Source organism: Sphingomonas fucosidasi (genome assembly GCF_036663855.1).
Classification (GTDB): Bacteria; Pseudomonadota; Alphaproteobacteria; order Sphingomonadales; family Sphingomonadaceae; genus Sphingomonas; species Sphingomonas faeni_B.
In genome coordinates, this window is record NZ_JAXOJR010000002.1 from 51,931 (window position 1) to 67,985 (window position 16,055).

Genomic DNA, 16,055 nt, shown 5'->3' on the forward strand with positions numbered 1-16,055 from the left:
TGTACGAGTGCAGGGATACCAACGCCCGGCTCAAACCGGAGGCGTTGTGAAGAAGAAAAAGCCGATCTGGATAGTTGTTATCTTATTGCTCGTATTCGTGAAATACGTGGCTGATCAGCGTCAGGCGGACAAAGCGGTTGCGTACGAACAACTTGATACTGAATTACGCCACGCGAAGGCTCAAGCGGATATCGCGACTTGCCGCGCTGGCGGCCCTTGTAACTGATTGAGTTTGAGTGCTGCGACAGAGCGGTTAACGCGCTCCACTTATTATAACCCATCGGCCGTGTTGATTTTCATTTTTTCACGCTCGTCCGATTCTTGCCGCTGTTCGCTAGTAAACTCAACTTGCGATCGATATTCGAGATAAATTGTCGTTAGCTTACCGCCATTCGAATAGCATTGACGCCTCGCTGAACGTTCCTTTTCGTAAGCTCGGACGCTCTTCCTTTCGATCGTCTCAGGGTCATAAAATACTAAAGAAACGGTTACACGGGTTGCAGCATTAAAATAGGATTGGCGAACGCCTTCTACGACGCCCTTGTCATTCACAACCGTCTCGCGCTGACGGTTCGGGTATTTACTCTGCAAGCCATTGCCGAAATCGATTAATGCCTGCTCGGCGGCTTCGTCACAGTCGGTATGCGACAACGTTACGGTACTTAGGCGGTCATCAACGAACGATGGATCCACTTTGACCTTACGGGGACCTACAGATATCCCCGCCTCACTGTATTCTATTTTTAGCTCTGCTTCCCTCCCCTTCTTACGTTCAATTTGAACGGTCGAAATGCCGTCGATACCCCTCAGGGCAGCGGCCGCCGCTTCTGGTGTCATACCTTTTTCGAGACCATGCCAGAGCGGTATCAGGGCAGGCGAAGCTTGGAGCATCAGCGACATGAATAGTATCATCATGACCGGGTTATCAGCGAACCCAAAACCTGCGTCAACGACGCTTTGGTCAAGCCCAATTGGGTCGTTACGTTATGTCGAAACTTCAGGAGCTAATGCCTATCGCTATGCCATCGACGCCGGTTGCGCTACAACGCAGGCCACTCGCATCAACTCTTCACTGATTGCATCAGCGGCAGCTCGCACCGGGTCTTGCGCTAGATGAGCATACCGCGCCGTTGTCGCCGCCTGTGTGTGACCTAGCAATCGACCAAGCAGCGGGAGACTCATTCCGAGACCTGCACCGATACTGGCATATGTATGTCGCAAGTCGTGGATCCGAACATCTTCTAAACCTGCAAGGGCGCGCAGCGCGCGCCACGGCTTCTGCAAGTTCACTAGGGCTGCTCCTTTGCGCTGACCTGCAATCACGAAAACCTCATCGCGTCCGCTCGCCTTTAGCTCTGTGAGAATAGCAACGGCGGCGGCGCCAAGTGACACGAGCAACGCGCCGTTCTTTGTGTCGGGCAGACGCATAAGGTTCGCGTCTAGGTCAATCCATGCCCATCGCAGCCCTAGAACCTCGTTCAATCGGCGGCCGGTTAGCATCAGCAGTTTTATTGCGGCTATCGAACTAGGTGAGGCCGTCAAAGCGGCATCAGTAGAATGAAGCACCGTCCACAAGCGGGCGACTTCAGCGCTGGTCAAATAGCGCTCCCGCTTTTCCTCGTTGTAGCGATCGATGTTTTTTGCAGAATTGGATCCGTCCGCCCGTAGACCCCAACGTTCGGCAAGGCCAAACATTTTGCTTGTCATCGCCAACATGCGATTAGCCTCATAAGGAGTGGCGCGAAGCGAGTGATGCAGTCCTGCTATATCTGGCCGAAATACAGAACCTACCTTCTTTGTGCCAAGAGTCGGAATTAGGTGGTTGTCGATCAATCGCCGATCATTCCGTATCGAAGTCGCTTTCTTGCGGGTCTCGGCGTGCTCCTCCATATAGCGTTCGCACAAGTCTCGAACCGTAGGAGAGGCACGTTCGGTCGTCCGAGTCTGCGACGGGTCCTTGCCTTGAGCCACATCAGCGAGCCAGCGGCGCGCAATCTCGCGCGCACCCTCGGGGCGTGTTGGACCATGCACCCCTATCGTGGGTCGGCGCTGTTGTCCCGCTTGGGTGCGGTAATACAGGAAGTACGACCGTTTGCCCTTTGGGGTCACTTTACAGCCGAAGCCAGCGAGCTCCGTGTCCCAAACAATCAAGTCTACAGTTCCGGGCTCGATCCCCTCGACGCTACGGACCGTCAGTTTCGCCTTCACTACTGCTCTCCAACAAGTAGCAGACAGGTAGCACGTTGCAGCAAACTACAGCAATAGGTATTAAACGGTAGCGTATCGCTAATTCACAGTTATCAATAGCTTAGCAATGTCTAGCGTAGCGTAGCGAAGCACAGCGTATACATGAACGTGAGACTCTTAATCAGCGGGTCCTTGGTTCGAGCCCAAGTGCGTCCACCATACTCCACATTGCCATGACATGATGTGTCTCGATGGCGGAGTTTTTCTGACGACATTTCGAACGGGGTATTCCGACAAGCTGCCGAACTGCGGCTAGCTGATGTTGGGCCACGGCGCGCGCGCGGCAGGGCTGCGGTGCTGCTGAGCGGCAGTTCGTCGCGCAGGCCAGTGGTGCCAGCGCAAACCGGGCTGCGGCAGCCTGGACGCGGCATTGTCCACGCTCCACGTCTGCGATCTTCCCGGGGCGTCTGTGATCTCCCCGGGGCCCGGAGATAGTAAGCGTGTTAAAAACCATGTTGAACATGCCCGCCAAGCTGGTGCGGGAAACGGATGACAACGACGACGACGCGCAAAACAGCGAACCGATCGCATCCGGATCGCTCGCGCAGATGGTCCAGGCGTTCAGCGCGCTCGATCCTGCCGAGGTCGAAGGTTTGGTCATCACATGCGCCGGTCGCGACCGCCCCATCACATCGGCGGAGGCACGCGATCTGCGACTGACTGCCGCCGCAGCCTGAGGCATTTGCCAAGAAGCCTGTGGCGATCCGAAAAACCGCGTTCGCTTGCCGAGGAACACGGACACAAGGCTAGCAAACCGCCTTGACCCACTTCATCGGGGGCACGTCGCTCACCTGGGTATCTGCAATACCCTGTATCGGCTGAGCTATCGCGTGTTTTTACGGGAGGTTAGCCCGCCGGCACATATCGGCGGGACGCTTCACAGCTTTTTCCAGCTCCGCAGGACTGCTGGTAGTTGGCGTGCAGGTAAATATACGCGAACATCGTGGAAAGGCAGCGGTTGGGGCACGATATCCCATCGGGACAACGTGCGGGCGGCTGGCTGCTCGACGGCTGGCGGCCTGTTGCTCGCGTCCGAACTCGGGCTCGACATCGTGCCGCACGCCCTTGCGATCGGGATGGACAAGAACGCCTTCATGCCGGGACCCGTCTGGCCAGCCACGCTTGAGGATTACAGCGGCGCAACGACATACAAGGGCGTCAAAGGTCAGCGTTTCCCCATGGGCGCGCTCCTCATACTGCCGGCCGACTTCAATGTCGATCGGCTGGGCCTCCCGGAATCGCGGGCGATTGCTCGGACATTGAAGAAATACGGCGGGTATATCGTCGATGCGACGGTCGGCTCGCTGAACTTCTATGCCGAGACCGGCAGCGGCTGGAACAAGTGCATGGTCGCGGGTAAATATACGGCCGCATTCAGTCCCGACATGCAGGCGATCAAGGCTGCATTGCGTCAGGTGATCGCACAAAGCGGCTATCTGGATCGGGACGGCAAACGTTTCACTCCTACGCCGTTCCGCGCCATGAACCTGCTGTCGATGCGCGGCCCCTGGCAGGGCTACAACGGGTCAAAGACGTTCGGCCGGTACAGCGCGGCGTCCGACCTTTACCAAGCCGAGGCGACCGCCGACGCCCGAACCATTCGCCAGCTTCTCTACACACACGCCGAGAACGATCCTGATCGCTTCAAATGGAAGAAGCAGAGTTGGAACCTGAATCCAGAACCCGGCGCGAAATACATCGTTCGCGCGATCGGTGAGGGAGATATCGTGGCTACGCTCAGCGTAAAGAAGAGCAATTACAAAGCCAATTACGGCTCGACCGGAAAGCTCGCGCCGGGACAGTCCGCAACCTTCACATGGCCTATCGACCCGGGAACCGTGACCGAGGTCAATATCGACAAGCCGAAAGGCGCCGCTGCCAACATCCGCCTCGAACTGGTCAAAGCCTGAAACTGCAAGGTGCGGCGTCGCTCACCGCGATGAGATCGACGTCGCGCCTACCCTGCACTTTCCTTTTGCAGCCGTTGCTTACATGGGCTGCACGAAAAAGCCTACTGTCCCGCCCCACCTCGACATTATGGCACGCGGGCTAACCCGCTACTTGCGCACATCGTTGCGACGCTGGGAGTTGTCCGCCCTACCCGGTCGGGTTTCGTCGCATCGCACCGAAAGGATGCGCGGTTCTTCGGCATGGCGATCGCAAGCTAGTTCAGGGGCCACCCAGCACTCGTAATCGTGAGGTCTGTGCCGGTAAACCAATCCCGACCCCGGATGTCGCAGGCACGACTATCCTCGATAATAGTTTGCGAACCCGACGACGCGGTGACGGCCCCGGGTCCGGTACGCCCAGACCGACAATGCGGCGCCGAGAACCGGCAACACCAGGGTCATGAGGTTTGGCACCGTCGGATCCAAGGCAACAGCGAGCACGAACGAGATGCCGCTGCCGATCGTGTAAAGTATGCAGGCCCTCATGACGCGCGTTCGGCTGGTGCGCGTGTATGCGGCAAAAGGCGCGATAGCGATCAGCGCGGCAATCCCGATCGCCAAGGGGATCAGCGCTACGATCTGGCTGCCCGCATTATACGACCGGAAACCGATCGCCGCCGAAACTAAGATCGCTAACATACAGGCGGCACGCAATAGACCCATCGGTCATTTCCTTGGACAGAACGTCATAGATCGGGAGCCGCCGCGATGAGCCGAAGCGCCGCGGCGGGTTAGCGATCACTACACGCCGCCGAATTAACAGCGGCATACCGAGCATACCCAAGCTTCCCATCTCTTGGCCACCTCGCTTTTAACGTTTTGGCGGTCACTAAAGATGCGCGCAACCACGATCAGATAAAAACTATCCTAGGATATGATACCGCAGCGGGGAGGCGTCTTGGGAATGCTCAACCCGCTGCGATGCCCAGACAATGTCACTTACCAAAACGTTAAGCAAGCGTTCGCCAATCCCAAACTGGAACAGTGCCGCGACGAGTGCGTGTGACAAGCGCGATTGAAGAAGGCTGGCCGCGACGTCAGCGGGATATCGTTATCCTGGTCGTTTGCACCTGGCGGTCCAAGGCCCGCTTCACGCAAAGATAGACCAGCGCCGTGATCGGTATCGGATACCTGGGGAGCGTCGCAGTATCTTCCGGACCTATGGTCTGGCGGGATCGTGACGGGACGAAGCCCAAACCTAGCTGCCACGGGACGATGCCGGGGTATTCCTGTCGGTAGTTCTATCGCGGTCCTCGGCGTCCCCGCCACTATCGTCTGGTCGCGCTGTGCCCCGCGCTTGTCGATCCGCGGCTATCAACCGGAGTTGCTCCGCATTCAATTCGACCGTCCGGCGTTTGTCCACGATCAACGCCGCAGCCAGAGCATCGCCTGACAGCGGATCTGCAATCCATTTCGACGAGCCTTTGCTTGCCGGACTGACCTTCGCGGTTTCGGAAGCGGAGTTACTCCGATGGAGCCCCGCCATACGCTGTGCAGAGGGCGCCTGGACCGAGGTTACCGGCCTGGTTGCAGTCGACTCGGGTGCAACCGGTTGCGTTGCGCTCTTCGGCGTCGGTGTCGGCAGGTTGGCGGATATCGAATATTTTGCAGCCCGGTCGACCGCCGGCTTGAGCGTATAGACAAGCCCGCCGAGGACCGCCCCTGCCAAAGCTACGATGACGGTGATTGCACCCGACCGATTCCGGTAAAACGCGCTTTGCTTGGTAACGAGCGTTTTTGGGGCGTAGCGGTCTCTCAGGTCGGCGGCAGCAGCGTGCGCGGGCGACGGATAAAGCCGGTCGAATGATTTGATATCCATCACTTAGGCCCCTCGCACGATACTATTTCGAGTCCTACACCCGGCGCCTTTGCGCACCTACTTCATTGATATCCAATTTCCGCGAGACCGCTCCAACCTGACGATAGGTGCGCGATATGCACCTGTGCGTCGTCAGCGCTTCTCGGCCCCCAGACGTGCGGCGACACGTTCCCATTCTGCACGGGTTCGGCATTCGACGTTCCCGGTTTTAAAACGCGTAAGGCATACCCGCTGCACATTTCGCCGGTCAGCCAGATTCTGTACTGGAAAACTGCCGTCGTCCCGCGTTCGCAGCTGATAATTATTCCCAGCAGCGGTTATCTGCCTGCTGGTGGGATAGGGCGACGACCGATTGATTTGCGCCACCGCGGGCGTGCTGGCCAATACCATAATGGCCGGCAGGACAATGTACTTCATCGACTTGGCTCCCGGGATTACGACCTTTGCTCAATGCCGGGATGTTCTATCAGTTCCGCTGCCAGCATCCCCCTGGATACCCCTCTGTAGTCGTGTCGGCCGCTGCCGGGATGTTCCAGGGGCAATGCATAGCCTTCTTCCAGCGGCACCGCGGCGTCCGACGATCTGGTGGATCATCCGCACCTTTGCCTCGCTCGTCTCACGAGACGCGCACGCGCGCCGCCGTTGCCCGCGCAGCGTCGCCTACGTGACCTTCGCTTTTCCGAACCGCCACCAGCGGCGCGGTGCTCGAAGGTCCAGGCCCCGCGAGACCGACGCGCGACCCAGATCGCGCGTGAGCGACCGCAGCTGGCGGTCGTTCAGGGCAACCGAAACGCGCGTCAGACGCCCGGCCTCATAATCCGCGGCGGTCCCGGCGACCTGGATCGTCAGCATGATCCCGTTGCTCGACGGCACCCTCTTCCAGCCAACCAGCGCACCCGTCACTTCGACCGACATAACCCTCACCCACTTATCCAAGCGCCAGCGGCAATGTCGCGGCCTGGTCTTGGAGGGGGCGATGGCTGATTGAATAAAGGATTGTCAATGCAGCGCATTCTCGTCCGACGACAGCCCAACCGATATCGTCGTGATCTCGCACCGTAAGCGGTGACAGAGGCCGCCTCGAATCCGCTGCCGACGCTCGTCGCCAGACGATCGGCGCTCGACCGCGACCGTGATGGTTCAAATTCGGACGGACGCGACGCGTACCGGGCCTATGCGAGGCCGATCGATTGAGGCAGAGCCATGCCGATGATACTCGTACCGCTCCTACTGACGCTCGCCCTGAACCCCGCCCCCCTTGCTGGCCCAGCCCCTGGTACGTCGTCGGCGAAATCGGCCTGGGAAAGCTGCCTCCAGACAGTCGCTCAGGTCGAAAGCCTCGGTACGAAAAGCGAAGCCGCAATAGCCGTCAACGCTTTGGCCGCGTGCTCCGCCGATCGAGACCGGTATATCAAGTCGTTGATACGCGATGCCAATGCGAAGCCTCAGAACGGCCAGACGGCGGTCGGCCAAGCGCAGCGGCAGGTGGCAACGGATCAGCGCGATCTGACCATCCGGTTGATAGCCTTTATCCGGCGCGCTCGCCGGGCTTGACGCGCCATGCCGTCGACCAGCGACGCCCCATCCTCGCCTGCATCGACACACGTCATCTTCGCAGCGTTGCATAATATTGGACAATGATAGCGCTCTCTTTACTATGGTGAATCAAGAATAAAACACAGGGAGAGCGGGCATGATTCGTATGTTGAGCGTCACTGCGGCCGGTAGAGACGTACGCGTGCTTTTCGCCCGGATCGGCCTGACCGCCGCGATGCTGATGGCGATGCCCGTGTCCGCACAAAGCGACAAGATGGTGCCGATCGCCGTCCCCGCGCAATCGGGCGCGATCGAACTCGGCACCGGCAAGCTGCCCGGCGCGACCGCCCCGGAGGCTTGGCACAGTCAATATGGCAGCGTGTTCACGCGCAACGTGACGGTCGCCACCCTGACTCCGTTCCTGCCCGATCCCGCCAAGGCTACCGGAACCACCGTGATCGTCGCGCCGGGCGGAGGCTTCCGCACATTGTCGATGCAGAATGAGGGGTGGGACGTTGCCCGTGCGCTGGCCGCAAAGGGCGTGGCGGCGTTCGTCCTGAAATATCGGCTCAACCCCACGCCGGTCGCGATGCCTGCCTTCGAACGGTCGATGACCGAGATGTTCTCGCCCGGCGCACGCGCGCCGCGGCCCCAGCCCGATGCGATGATCGCCGGCCTGGCCCCTCAGATCGCGGATGCGCGCGCCGCCTTCGCCTTGGTCCGTCAGCGGTCTGGCGAATGGCATGTCGACCCGTCGCGGATCGGCATGATCGGCTTTTCCGCCGGCGCGATGCTGACGATGGCGACGACCGTTGCGGGCGGTGATGCGAAGCCTGCGTTTATCGGCAACATCTATGGTCCGCTGGCGACGATGACGGTGCCCGCCGACGCCCCGCCGATGTTCGTCGCCTTGGCCGCCGACGACCCCTTCTTCGGCAGTGGCGGGTTCGGGCTGATCGAAAGCTGGCGCGCGGCGAAGCGCCCGGTCGAGTTCCATTTGTTCGAGCAGGGCGGCCATGGCTTCGGCATGTACCCGAAACCGACCACGAGCACCGGATGGTTCGATTCCTTCACCCGCTGGATGGCGATGCACGACCTTCTCAAACCGGCGCGCTGATATGCGCCCGGACGAGACGGTCTGCGGGGTCGAGCACGGTCGGCACGATTCCGACGTGCCCGCCCGTCTTTGCCGGGAACCCGACACCAGCTTCGTCGGCGGCCTGTTCGGGTGATGCGGGAGCCGGCCTTACGATCGTCAAGGACGCGCAGACCGTCGACCGGCGGCACGATTTTTCCGTTTGCCGCCAATCCCGGCAATGATCCCTTGCAGCCGCGTCGCGCTTCGGCAAGCATGCCGCAACGGGGGAGATACTCATGATCAAGGCATGTCTGATCGGTCTGGCGGCAACCGTCTCGATGGCCGCTTTTTTGATGGCGGCAACGATACCGGCGTCGGGCCAAACCACGCCGTCCAAGACTGTTTATATCCACGCAGGAACACTGCTCGATCGCCCCGGGCAGACCCCGCGGGGCAACACGACGATCGTCGTTCGCGATGGCAAGGTCGTCGAATTGCGCGATGGCTTCGTCGCGCCCGAGCAAGGCGCCACGCTGGTCGATCTGCGCACGGCGTTCGTGCTGCCGGGGTTGGTCGACATGCACGTTCATCTCTGGGGTATCGGCGGCGATCCGATGCGCGCACGGCTCGAGGCGCTGAACCGCGATCGGTTCGATGACGAGATGACCGCGGTCGCCAATGCGCGGACGACGCTTGACGCGGGCTTCACCTCGGTCCGCGATCTTGGCGGGGACCCGCGCGGTATCCGCGCGCTGCGCGATGCGATCGACGCCGGCACGGTCGACGGGCCGAGCATCACCAACGCCGGCGAGATGATCTCGGTGACCGGCGGGCATGGCGATGGCGGCAACGGGCTCGCGGAGGAATTCGCCGACATGGTCCATTCCAGGGAGGTGAACCTGTGCGACGGTCCCGATGATTGTCGCCGTGCGGTGCGGGCGCAGGTGGCGCTGGGCGGGCGCGTGATCAAGTTCGCCGCGACCGGCGGTGTCTTGTCCAACGTCAGCGGCGGGCTGGGCCGGGCGATGACACCGGAGGAAATGCGCGCGATCATCGAAACCGCCCATGCGCTAGGCCGCAAGGTGGCCGCGCATAGTCACGCGGCGGAGGGGACCAAGGCGGCGCTGGAGGCCGGCGTCGACTCGATCGAGCATGGCACGTTCCTCGACGACGATACGATCCGGCTGTTCAAGACGAAGGGCGCCTATCTGGTGCCGACCGAGATCGCGCCGGTCGCGGCACTCGCCCAGGCCCGCGGCGGCGCCTTGCCGCCTGCCACGATCGTCAAGGCGGAGGCCGCAGCCGCCGCGATGGCCGCCAGCCACCGACGCGCCTACGCCGCCGGGGTCAAAGTCGCTTTCGGAACCGATACCGGCGTGTCGAAGCACGGCGACAATGCGACCGAATTCGCGTTGATGGTGCAGAACGGGCTGACCCCGACACAGGCGATCGCCGCGGCGACCATCGGTGCCGCCGACTTGCTCGGACGCGACGACATCGGCACGCTCGCACCCGGCAAGACCGCGGACATCATCGCCGTGGCCACGTCGCCGCTAAACGATGTCACGCAGCTTGAACGCGTGACCTTCGTCATGCACCGCGGCATCGTCGCGAAATCGGCGATCCGCGGCCTGCCCTAGCGGCATCGGCGACTAGGTAGGTGCGAACGCCGGGGCGAGAACCAGACGCCCTGCGCTCGACCATCACACCGCGCCACCGATCAAAGTGCCGATCGCCGCGGTCGCGGCCATCGCGAAGGCGCCCCAGAAGGTGACGCGGAGCGTGCCGCGCCAGACGATCGCGCCGCCGGTCTTCGCGCCGATCGCGCCGAGCAGCGCCAGGAACAGCAACGAGCCGATCCCCACCGCCCAGACGAGCAGCCCCGGCGACGCCACGAACACCGTCAGCAACGGCAAAGCCGCGCCGACGGTGAAGCTCGCCGCCGACGCGAACGCGGCCTGCACCGGCCGCGCCCGTGCCCCAAGTGGAATATCGAGTTCGTCGCGGGCATGCGCGCCGAGCGCATCCTTCGCCATCAACTGCGCAGCGACCGTCGTGGCGGTAGCCTCGCCCACCCCCCGCGCGACGTAGATCGCCGCGAGTTCGGCCCGCTCGCCGCCCGGATCATCGACCAGCTCGCGCCGCTCCCGCGCAAGTTCGGCATTCTCGGTATCCGCCTGCGCGCTGACCGAGACATATTCGCCTGCCGCCATCGACATCGCGCCGGCGACCAGGCCCGCCGTCCCCGCGATGACGATAGCGCTCGTCTGGTCCGCACCCGGTGCAGACGCCGCCGCGACGCCGATGATCAGGCTCGCGGTCGACACGATCCCGTCATTGGCGCCGAGCACCGCCGCGCGAAGCCAGCCGATCCGGTCGACGACATGACGTTCGCCGTCGCTGGCGCCGTGGCTGGAGATCGCGCGAACCATCATGCTATTTCGAGCAGGTTCTCGACCTTCACGGCGCCCGGCGCCGCCCACGCGGTGCGCTCGGCGACCATCCGGTCGTGCGGGGAATCGACCGATCCGGTGAGCCGCACCGTGCCGCCATCGACCGACACCTTGATCGTGTCGCCGTCGAAGAACCACGACCGGTGCAGCGCGGTGCGGATATCGTTGCTGACATCGGTGACGTCGACCCGCGGCTTCAGCGTGATGTGGTTTACCACGCCGACCACGCCCGCGAGCGGCCGCACCGCCGCCTCGGCCGCGTCCTTCTGGAAATGCCAGCGCACTTCGCCGCGCAGGCTGACCCAGCCGTCCTCGACCTGCGCCTTGATGCTGTCGTGCGGCACGGTCGTGTCCCAGGACAGCCGCTCGACGATCGCGCTGGCAATCGCCTCGTCGCCACGCTTGAAGCGGTCCTCCAACTGGACTTCGATCTTCTCCGCGACCGCCTTGACGCCGTCGACGCGCGCCGCGGCACGCTCGGCGGCGTATTTCGCCGCATAGCTGCCGGCGTGGCCGCTGAGCGTGACGACGCCGTTGTTCGCGGTGACGCCGATATGGCCGGCGGGCACGCTCGGATCCCAGTTGAGTTCGGCGAGTACGGCCTTCTGCAATCTTGCGTCGTGGGACATGACACTCTCCTGAAGCGACGCGGGGATGCCCGGCCGATGATCGCGAGCCTATCGATGCGACCGATCGCCGACAGTATCGGGAACTACGCATGCCTGGGGCCCTGCCGACCACCTGCGTAATTCCCGATCCTTTCGTGCCTCCGCCCGAACGCCGAAAGCTCGGCGAAAGAGGGAGACCGCGCATGACCTATTCGACCCTGATGGTGCATCTCGATGGCGGGCACCCCAACGCCGCCCTGCTCGACGTCGCGGCCACGCTCGCCGACCAATATGACGCGGCGGTGATCGGCATCGCCGCGTGCCAGCCGGTCCAGATCGGCACGTGCGACGGCTATCTCGGCGGCGACTATGCGGTGATCGAGCGCGACATCGTCGCCGGCGAACTGGCCCGGGCCAAGACCGAGTTCCACGCGCACGAACGACTATCGCGGCACACGCTCGAATGGCGCTCGATCCCGACGCTGGCCAACATCGCGCACGTCGTCGCGGAGAATGCGCGCGCCGCCGATCTCGTCATCACCAGCGCAGGGCCAGGCTTCGCCGACCTCGCCACGCATGCCGATACCGGCGATCTGATCCTGCGCGCGGGCCGCCCGGTGCTGGTCGTGCCTGACGGCGGCGCCACCGCGACGTTCGAAACCGTGATGGTCGCCTGGACCGACACCCGCGAATGCCGCCGGGCGATCAGCGATGCGCTGCCGATGCTCCACGCCGCCGACCGCGTCGTCATCGCCGAGGTCGCGATCGACGCGATCGACGCACGGGCGCCGATCGCCGATGCCGCCGCCTGGCTCGCGCGCCACGGCATCGACGCGGACAAGATCGTCGCGCGGATGAAGGGCACCAGCATCGACACGCTCGCCGCGGTCGCCGACGAGGTAGAGGCCGATCTCGTCGTCGCAGGCGCGTATGGCCATAGCCGGATCCGCGAATGGGCGTTCGGCGGCGTCACCCGCGACCTGTTGCTGCGCGACCGGCGCTGCACCTTGTTGTCGCACTGAGCCATGACCGGGGACGGCAAGTATTTGCGGCCGTTCGCGGCGGTGAACCCAAGAATAGCGATCGGCGGGACGATATTGTCCGCAATCACGATTATCGAAGGATTATTAGCGTATAGTGGATATTTCGCTTAACATGGGTCATGTTCCGATGTCGGAGGTCGAAACCTCGACGCCCGACGGATCGGAATCGTCCGCAGGACAAGGCCCCCGTCTCAATGACTTGCCGCTTCGTGCCACGAGCAACCGCACCGCCCGCATGATCGCGTCGCAATCCCCCGACGGCACTGCCGCATCCGTCGCGCGCGGCGATGCGACGCTGGCGGAGGAACTGGGGCTGCTGATCGACGGCGCGACGACCTATGCGATCTACATGCTCGACCCGCAGGGCCGCGTGACGATCTGGAACCGTGGTGCCGAGCGGATCAAGGGCTGGGCCGAGGCGGAGATCATCGGCCGCGATGTCGCCATCTTCTACCCCGCAGACGATATCGCCGCGGGCAAGCCCGAGGCCGACCTCGCCCGCGCGCATGCTTGCGGCCGAATCGAGGAGGAAAGCTGGCGGGTCCGCAAGGACGGCTCCGAATTTCTCGCGGCGGTCACGATCACCGCGCTGCACGACGAGGCCGGCGCGCTGCGCGGCTTCGGCAAGGTCATTCGCGACATCACCCACGAAAAGGCCGCCGAGGCCGCGATCGTCCGACGCGAACATCACCTTCGCTCGATCCTCAACACCGTCCCCGACGCGATGATCGTGATGAACGAGAACGGCATCGTCGCCTCGTTCAGCGCGGCCGCCGAACTCGTCTTCGGCTACACCGCAAGCGAGGTGGTCGGCCAGAACGTCGCGATGCTGATGCCGCACACCGACGCGCGCGACCACGACGCGCACCTGCGGAAGTACCGCCATACCGGCGAGCGTCACGTGATCGGCAACGTCCGTCTCGAACGCGCGATGCGTAAAGGGGGCGAGACGTTCCCGATCGAACTGGCGGTCGGCGAGGCGTCGATCGGCGGCGAATGGATCTTCACCGGCTTCATCCGCGACCTCACCAACCGCCACGCCACCGAGCGGCGGTTGAAGGAACTCCAGTCCGAACTCGTTCACGTCTCCCGCGTCAGTGCGATGGGGACGATGGCGTCGACCTTGGCGCACGAGATCAACCAGCCGCTGACCGCGATCGCCAATTATCTCGAGGCGACGCGGGCGATGATCGAGGACAGCGACGATCCGCTGTTGGCCGACGTGGCCGAGGCGCTGGACCTGGCGGCGGCGCAGTCGTTGCGCGCGGGGACGATCGTACGGCGGCTGCGCGCGTTCGTCGACGGCGGCGACACCGGGTTCCGCGATGAGCGGCTCGACCTGCTCGTCGAGGAGGCGACCAGCCTCGGCCTGCTCGGCGCGCACGAGGCCGGCATCACGGTGACCAGGCTCGTCGCGCCGGGCGACGTCATGGTGCTGGTCGACCGCATCCAGATCCAGCAGGTGCTGGTCAACCTGATCCGCAACGCGATCCAGTCTATGGCGTGCTCGCCGTGCAAAGTGCTGACGATCGCCACCGCGCCCGAACGGGAGGGCTGCATGCAGATCACCGTCGCCGACACCGGCACCGGCATCGACACCGCCGTCCGTGCGCGCTTGTTCGAGGCGTTCGCGACCACCAAGGAGGACGGCATGGGCCTCGGCCTGTCGATCTGCCGGACGATCGTCGAGGCGCATGGCGGGCGGATCTGGGCGGAGGGCGTGGCGAGCGGCGGCACCGCGTTCCACTTCACCGTGCCCCTCGCCCCACTCCCTGAAGGCGAAACCCATGACTGACAAGAACCGAACGGTCCACATCGTCGACGACGACGAGGCGATCCGCCAGTCGGTAGGCTTCCTCCTGCGCAAGGCGGGCTACGCGGTCGAGACCTATCCCGCCGGCACGCACTTCCTCAAGGCCGTCACGCGCGAGACGCGGGGTTGCGTGTTGCTCGACGTCCGCATGCCCGATCTCGACGGGTTCGAGGTGCAGGCGCGCCTCGCCCAGACCGGCATCGCGCTGCCGGTGATCATGTTGACCGGCCACGGCGACGTGACGCTCGCGGTCCGCGCGATCAAGGCGGGCGCGATCGAATTCCTCGAAAAGCCGTTCGAACGCAGCGCGTTGCTGGCGGCGATCGAGTCCGCACTGGCGCACGCCGCACGATCCGATCGCGAGCACCTCGCCGCCGCCGACGCCATCGTCCGGCTCGCCGCCCTCACCCCTCGGGAACGCGACGTGCTCGACGGCATGGTGCTCGGACGCCCCAACAAGCTGATCGCCTACGACCTCGACATCGCCACCCGCACGGTCGAGGTCCACCGCGCCAATCTGATGGAGAAGCTCGGCGCGCGCAGCCTGTCGGACGTCCTGCGCATCGCGTTTTCGGCGGGGCTGGGCGAGACCGCCGAGCCCGCCTGACGCCCCCCTCGCCTTCTACGTACAGACGCGGCGCAACACGCGTGTCATCCCCGGTCGGGACAAAGGACCGCCCGATGATTGACCAGCCCCCCTACACCCATGACGGCATCGGCATTTCGCTGGTCGACGGCGACCCCGTGATCCGCCGCGCGCGCCAAATCATGCTGGTCTCAGAACGCTACGACGTCCGCTCCTACGCGACCTGCGCCGCGCTGCTCGCCGATCCGCGCTCGCGCGACGTCTCGTGCATCGTCGTCGATGTCGCCGGTGACGGCGAAGAGGACAGCGGCGCAGAAGGCGGCGGCTTGGCCGCGCTCCACGCGATGCGCGCCTCGGGCTGGCGGGGAAAGGCGATCCTGCTCGATAGCGGACTTCCCGTGCCTGCGCTGATCCACGCCGCCGAACGCCACGGCGACCGCATCCTCGACCGCGCCACCGGCGACGCCCCCCTCCTCACCGCGATCGCCGCCTCGATCGATCACGGCTGGTCCACCTGGAATGCCGAGGGCTGAAACGAAAGGCCGGGGGAATACCCCCCGGCCTTTCCGTGCTCCACGTCGGGCGTCGCCTCAGCAGGCGAGCTTCAGCGTAAGACGAGGCCGGGCTGTCGCCTTGCGCAGCGTCGACGGCGTCGCCACGCGCTCGACCCGCAACACACGCCGCGGGATCGCCGCCACCGGTTCGGCGATCAGGCAGGGCAGTGTCGCGCCCAGTGCCGCCAGCGTCTCGCCATACAACCGCGCGAGCGTTTCATGCGCCACCCGCGCGCAAGGCCCCGCCGCGGCGTCGGCCATCGCGCGCGTAGCGTCCAGACGGCGCTGGAAATAGAGCATCTCGGTATGGATAGCGTTCATGGCGAAGTCCCCGCCGGTCCGCCCTCGCCGCCGCACGATGCGGGTATC

The 16,055-nt window shown here is 63.7% G+C and carries 19 protein-coding genes; 10 read left to right on the top strand and 9 right to left on the bottom strand.

Going from position 1 to position 16,055, the window contains the following annotated elements:
• The first annotated feature begins 46 nt into the window (after positions 1-46).
• On the top strand, positions 47-226 hold the full coding sequence (locus U1737_RS03725) for a hypothetical protein (RefSeq protein WP_332795682.1): 180 nt from the start codon (positions 47-49) through the stop codon (positions 224-226).
• Positions 227-270: 44 nt separating this feature from the next.
• Here the strand turns inward: U1737_RS03725 and U1737_RS03730 are convergent, their stop codons facing one another.
• Both U1737_RS03730 and U1737_RS03735 read right to left on the bottom strand, forming a co-directional pair.
• Complete coding sequence (locus U1737_RS03730) at positions 271-900, bottom strand: hypothetical protein (RefSeq protein WP_332795683.1); 630 nt, start codon at positions 898-900, stop codon at positions 271-273.
• 117 nt (positions 901-1,017) lie between these two features.
• Positions 1,018-2,208: a tyrosine-type recombinase/integrase gene (locus U1737_RS03735; RefSeq protein ID WP_332795684.1), complete on the bottom strand. Its 1,191-nt coding sequence runs from the start codon at positions 2,206-2,208 to the stop codon at positions 1,018-1,020.
• A gap of 479 nt (positions 2,209-2,687) precedes the next feature.
• Here U1737_RS03735 and U1737_RS03740 point away from each other — a divergent pair, with 479 nt between their 5' ends.
• Together U1737_RS03740 and U1737_RS03745 are read left to right on the top strand one after the other, a co-directional pair.
• Positions 2,688-2,924 carry a hypothetical protein gene (locus tag U1737_RS03740; protein WP_332795685.1) on the top strand — a complete coding sequence of 79 codons (237 nt, stop codon included), beginning with the start codon at positions 2,688-2,690 and terminating at the stop codon, positions 2,922-2,924.
• A 345-nt stretch (positions 2,925-3,269) separates the two neighbouring features.
• Positions 3,270-4,157 carry a hypothetical protein gene (locus U1737_RS03745; protein WP_332795686.1) on the top strand — a complete coding sequence of 296 codons (888 nt, stop codon included), beginning with the start codon at positions 3,270-3,272 and terminating at the stop codon, positions 4,155-4,157.
• A 336-nt stretch (positions 4,158-4,493) separates the two neighbouring features.
• Here U1737_RS03745 and U1737_RS03750 read toward each other — a convergent pair whose 3' ends face one another.
• From U1737_RS03750 to U1737_RS03765, 4 genes are all read right to left on the bottom strand, one after another.
• Positions 4,494-4,835, bottom strand: coding sequence for a hypothetical protein (locus U1737_RS03750; RefSeq protein ID WP_248521820.1), 342 nt, complete (start codon positions 4,833-4,835; stop codon positions 4,494-4,496).
• Positions 4,836-5,394: 559 nt separating this feature from the next.
• Positions 5,395-6,015 (bottom strand): hypothetical protein, encoded by a 621-nt coding sequence (locus U1737_RS03755; RefSeq protein ID WP_332795687.1) that lies wholly within the window; start codon positions 6,013-6,015, stop codon positions 5,395-5,397.
• 132 nt (positions 6,016-6,147) lie between these two features.
• Positions 6,148-6,432, bottom strand: a complete 285-nt coding sequence (locus tag U1737_RS03760; RefSeq protein WP_248521824.1) for a hypothetical protein — start codon at positions 6,430-6,432, stop codon at positions 6,148-6,150.
• Between the two features lie 243 nt (positions 6,433-6,675).
• The gene (locus U1737_RS03765; RefSeq protein ID WP_248521826.1) at positions 6,676-6,939 is read right to left on the bottom strand and encodes a hypothetical protein; all 264 of its coding nucleotides are present in this window, start codon (positions 6,937-6,939) and stop codon (positions 6,676-6,678) included.
• Positions 6,940-7,218: 279 nt separating this feature from the next.
• Here U1737_RS03765 and U1737_RS03770 point away from each other — a divergent pair, with 279 nt between their 5' ends.
• The 3 genes from U1737_RS03770 (at position 7,219) to U1737_RS03780 (ending at position 10,269) form a co-directional block, all read left to right on the top strand.
• Positions 7,219-7,569, top strand: a complete 351-nt coding sequence (locus tag U1737_RS03770; protein WP_332795688.1) for a hypothetical protein — start codon at positions 7,219-7,221, stop codon at positions 7,567-7,569.
• 217 nt (positions 7,570-7,786) lie between these two features.
• The gene (locus U1737_RS03775; RefSeq protein ID WP_332796032.1) at positions 7,787-8,668 is read left to right on the top strand and encodes an alpha/beta hydrolase; all 882 of its coding nucleotides are present in this window, start codon (positions 7,787-7,789) and stop codon (positions 8,666-8,668) included.
• Between the two features lie 257 nt (positions 8,669-8,925).
• Positions 8,926-10,269, top strand: a complete 1,344-nt coding sequence (locus U1737_RS03780; protein ID WP_332795689.1) for a metal-dependent hydrolase family protein — start codon at positions 8,926-8,928, stop codon at positions 10,267-10,269.
• Between the two features lie 63 nt (positions 10,270-10,332).
• Here U1737_RS03780 and U1737_RS03785 read toward each other — a convergent pair whose 3' ends face one another.
• Both U1737_RS03785 and U1737_RS03790 read right to left on the bottom strand, forming a co-directional pair.
• A complete protein-coding gene (locus tag U1737_RS03785) occupies positions 10,333-11,064 on the bottom strand; it encodes a VIT1/CCC1 transporter family protein (RefSeq protein WP_248521830.1) in 732 nt (243 codons plus the stop codon).
• The gene (locus tag U1737_RS03790) at positions 11,061-11,711 is read right to left on the bottom strand and encodes a BON domain-containing protein (protein WP_332795690.1); all 651 of its coding nucleotides are present in this window, start codon (positions 11,709-11,711) and stop codon (positions 11,061-11,063) included. Before U1737_RS03790 ends, U1737_RS03785 begins: the two co-directional genes overlap by 4 nt.
• Before the next feature lie 182 nt (positions 11,712-11,893).
• Here U1737_RS03790 and U1737_RS03795 point away from each other — a divergent pair, with 182 nt between their 5' ends.
• The 4 genes from U1737_RS03795 (at position 11,894) to U1737_RS03810 (ending at position 15,665) form a co-directional block, all read left to right on the top strand.
• Entirely contained in the window at positions 11,894-12,712 is an 819-nt protein-coding gene (locus U1737_RS03795; protein ID WP_248521833.1) for a universal stress protein, read from the top strand.
• A 148-nt stretch (positions 12,713-12,860) separates the two neighbouring features.
• The gene (locus tag U1737_RS03800) at positions 12,861-14,528 is read left to right on the top strand and encodes a PAS domain-containing sensor histidine kinase (RefSeq protein ID WP_332795691.1); all 1,668 of its coding nucleotides are present in this window, start codon (positions 12,861-12,863) and stop codon (positions 14,526-14,528) included.
• Positions 14,521-15,153, top strand: coding sequence for a response regulator transcription factor (locus U1737_RS03805; RefSeq protein WP_248521835.1), 633 nt, complete (start codon positions 14,521-14,523; stop codon positions 15,151-15,153). Before U1737_RS03800 ends, U1737_RS03805 begins: the two co-directional genes overlap by 8 nt.
• Positions 15,154-15,227: 74 nt before the next feature.
• Entirely contained in the window at positions 15,228-15,665 is a 438-nt protein-coding gene (locus tag U1737_RS03810) for a response regulator transcription factor (protein ID WP_248521836.1), read from the top strand.
• A 57-nt stretch (positions 15,666-15,722) separates the two neighbouring features.
• Here U1737_RS03810 and U1737_RS03815 read toward each other — a convergent pair whose 3' ends face one another.
• On the bottom strand, positions 15,723-16,007 hold the full coding sequence (locus U1737_RS03815) for a hypothetical protein (RefSeq protein WP_248521837.1): 285 nt from the start codon (positions 16,005-16,007) through the stop codon (positions 15,723-15,725).
• Between the last annotated feature and the right edge of the window lie 48 nt (positions 16,008-16,055).

Bases quoted from the DNA above. Each gene is read 5' to 3' on its own strand.
- U1737_RS03785 (WP_248521830.1), bottom strand. From the start codon at position 11,064: ATGATGGTTCGCGCGATCTCCAGCCACGGCGCCAGCGACGGCGAACGT.
- U1737_RS03810 (WP_248521836.1), top strand. From the start codon at position 15,228: ATGATTGACCAGCCCCCCTACACCCATGACGGCATCGGCATTTCGCTG.
- U1737_RS03750 (WP_248521820.1), bottom strand. From the start codon at position 4,835: ATGTTAGCGATCTTAGTTTCGGCGGCGATCGGTTTCCGGTCGTATAAT.
- U1737_RS03795 (WP_248521833.1), top strand. From the start codon at position 11,894: ATGACCTATTCGACCCTGATGGTGCATCTCGATGGCGGGCACCCCAAC.
- U1737_RS03755 (WP_332795687.1), bottom strand. From the start codon at position 6,015: ATGGATATCAAATCATTCGACCGGCTTTATCCGTCGCCCGCGCACGCT.
- U1737_RS03770 (WP_332795688.1), top strand. From the start codon at position 7,219: ATGCCGATGATACTCGTACCGCTCCTACTGACGCTCGCCCTGAACCCC.
- U1737_RS03805 (WP_248521835.1), top strand. From the start codon at position 14,521: ATGACTGACAAGAACCGAACGGTCCACATCGTCGACGACGACGAGGCG.
- U1737_RS03790 (WP_332795690.1), bottom strand. From the start codon at position 11,711: ATGTCCCACGACGCAAGATTGCAGAAGGCCGTACTCGCCGAACTCAAC.
- U1737_RS03760 (WP_248521824.1), bottom strand. From the start codon at position 6,432: ATGAAGTACATTGTCCTGCCGGCCATTATGGTATTGGCCAGCACGCCC.
- U1737_RS03775 (WP_332796032.1), top strand. From the start codon at position 7,787: ATGCTGATGGCGATGCCCGTGTCCGCACAAAGCGACAAGATGGTGCCG.
- U1737_RS03815 (WP_248521837.1), bottom strand. From the start codon at position 16,007: ATGAACGCTATCCATACCGAGATGCTCTATTTCCAGCGCCGTCTGGAC.
- U1737_RS03730 (WP_332795683.1), bottom strand. From the start codon at position 900: ATGTCGCTGATGCTCCAAGCTTCGCCTGCCCTGATACCGCTCTGGCAT.
- U1737_RS03780 (WP_332795689.1), top strand. From the start codon at position 8,926: ATGATCAAGGCATGTCTGATCGGTCTGGCGGCAACCGTCTCGATGGCC.
- U1737_RS03800 (WP_332795691.1), top strand. From the start codon at position 12,861: ATGTCGGAGGTCGAAACCTCGACGCCCGACGGATCGGAATCGTCCGCA.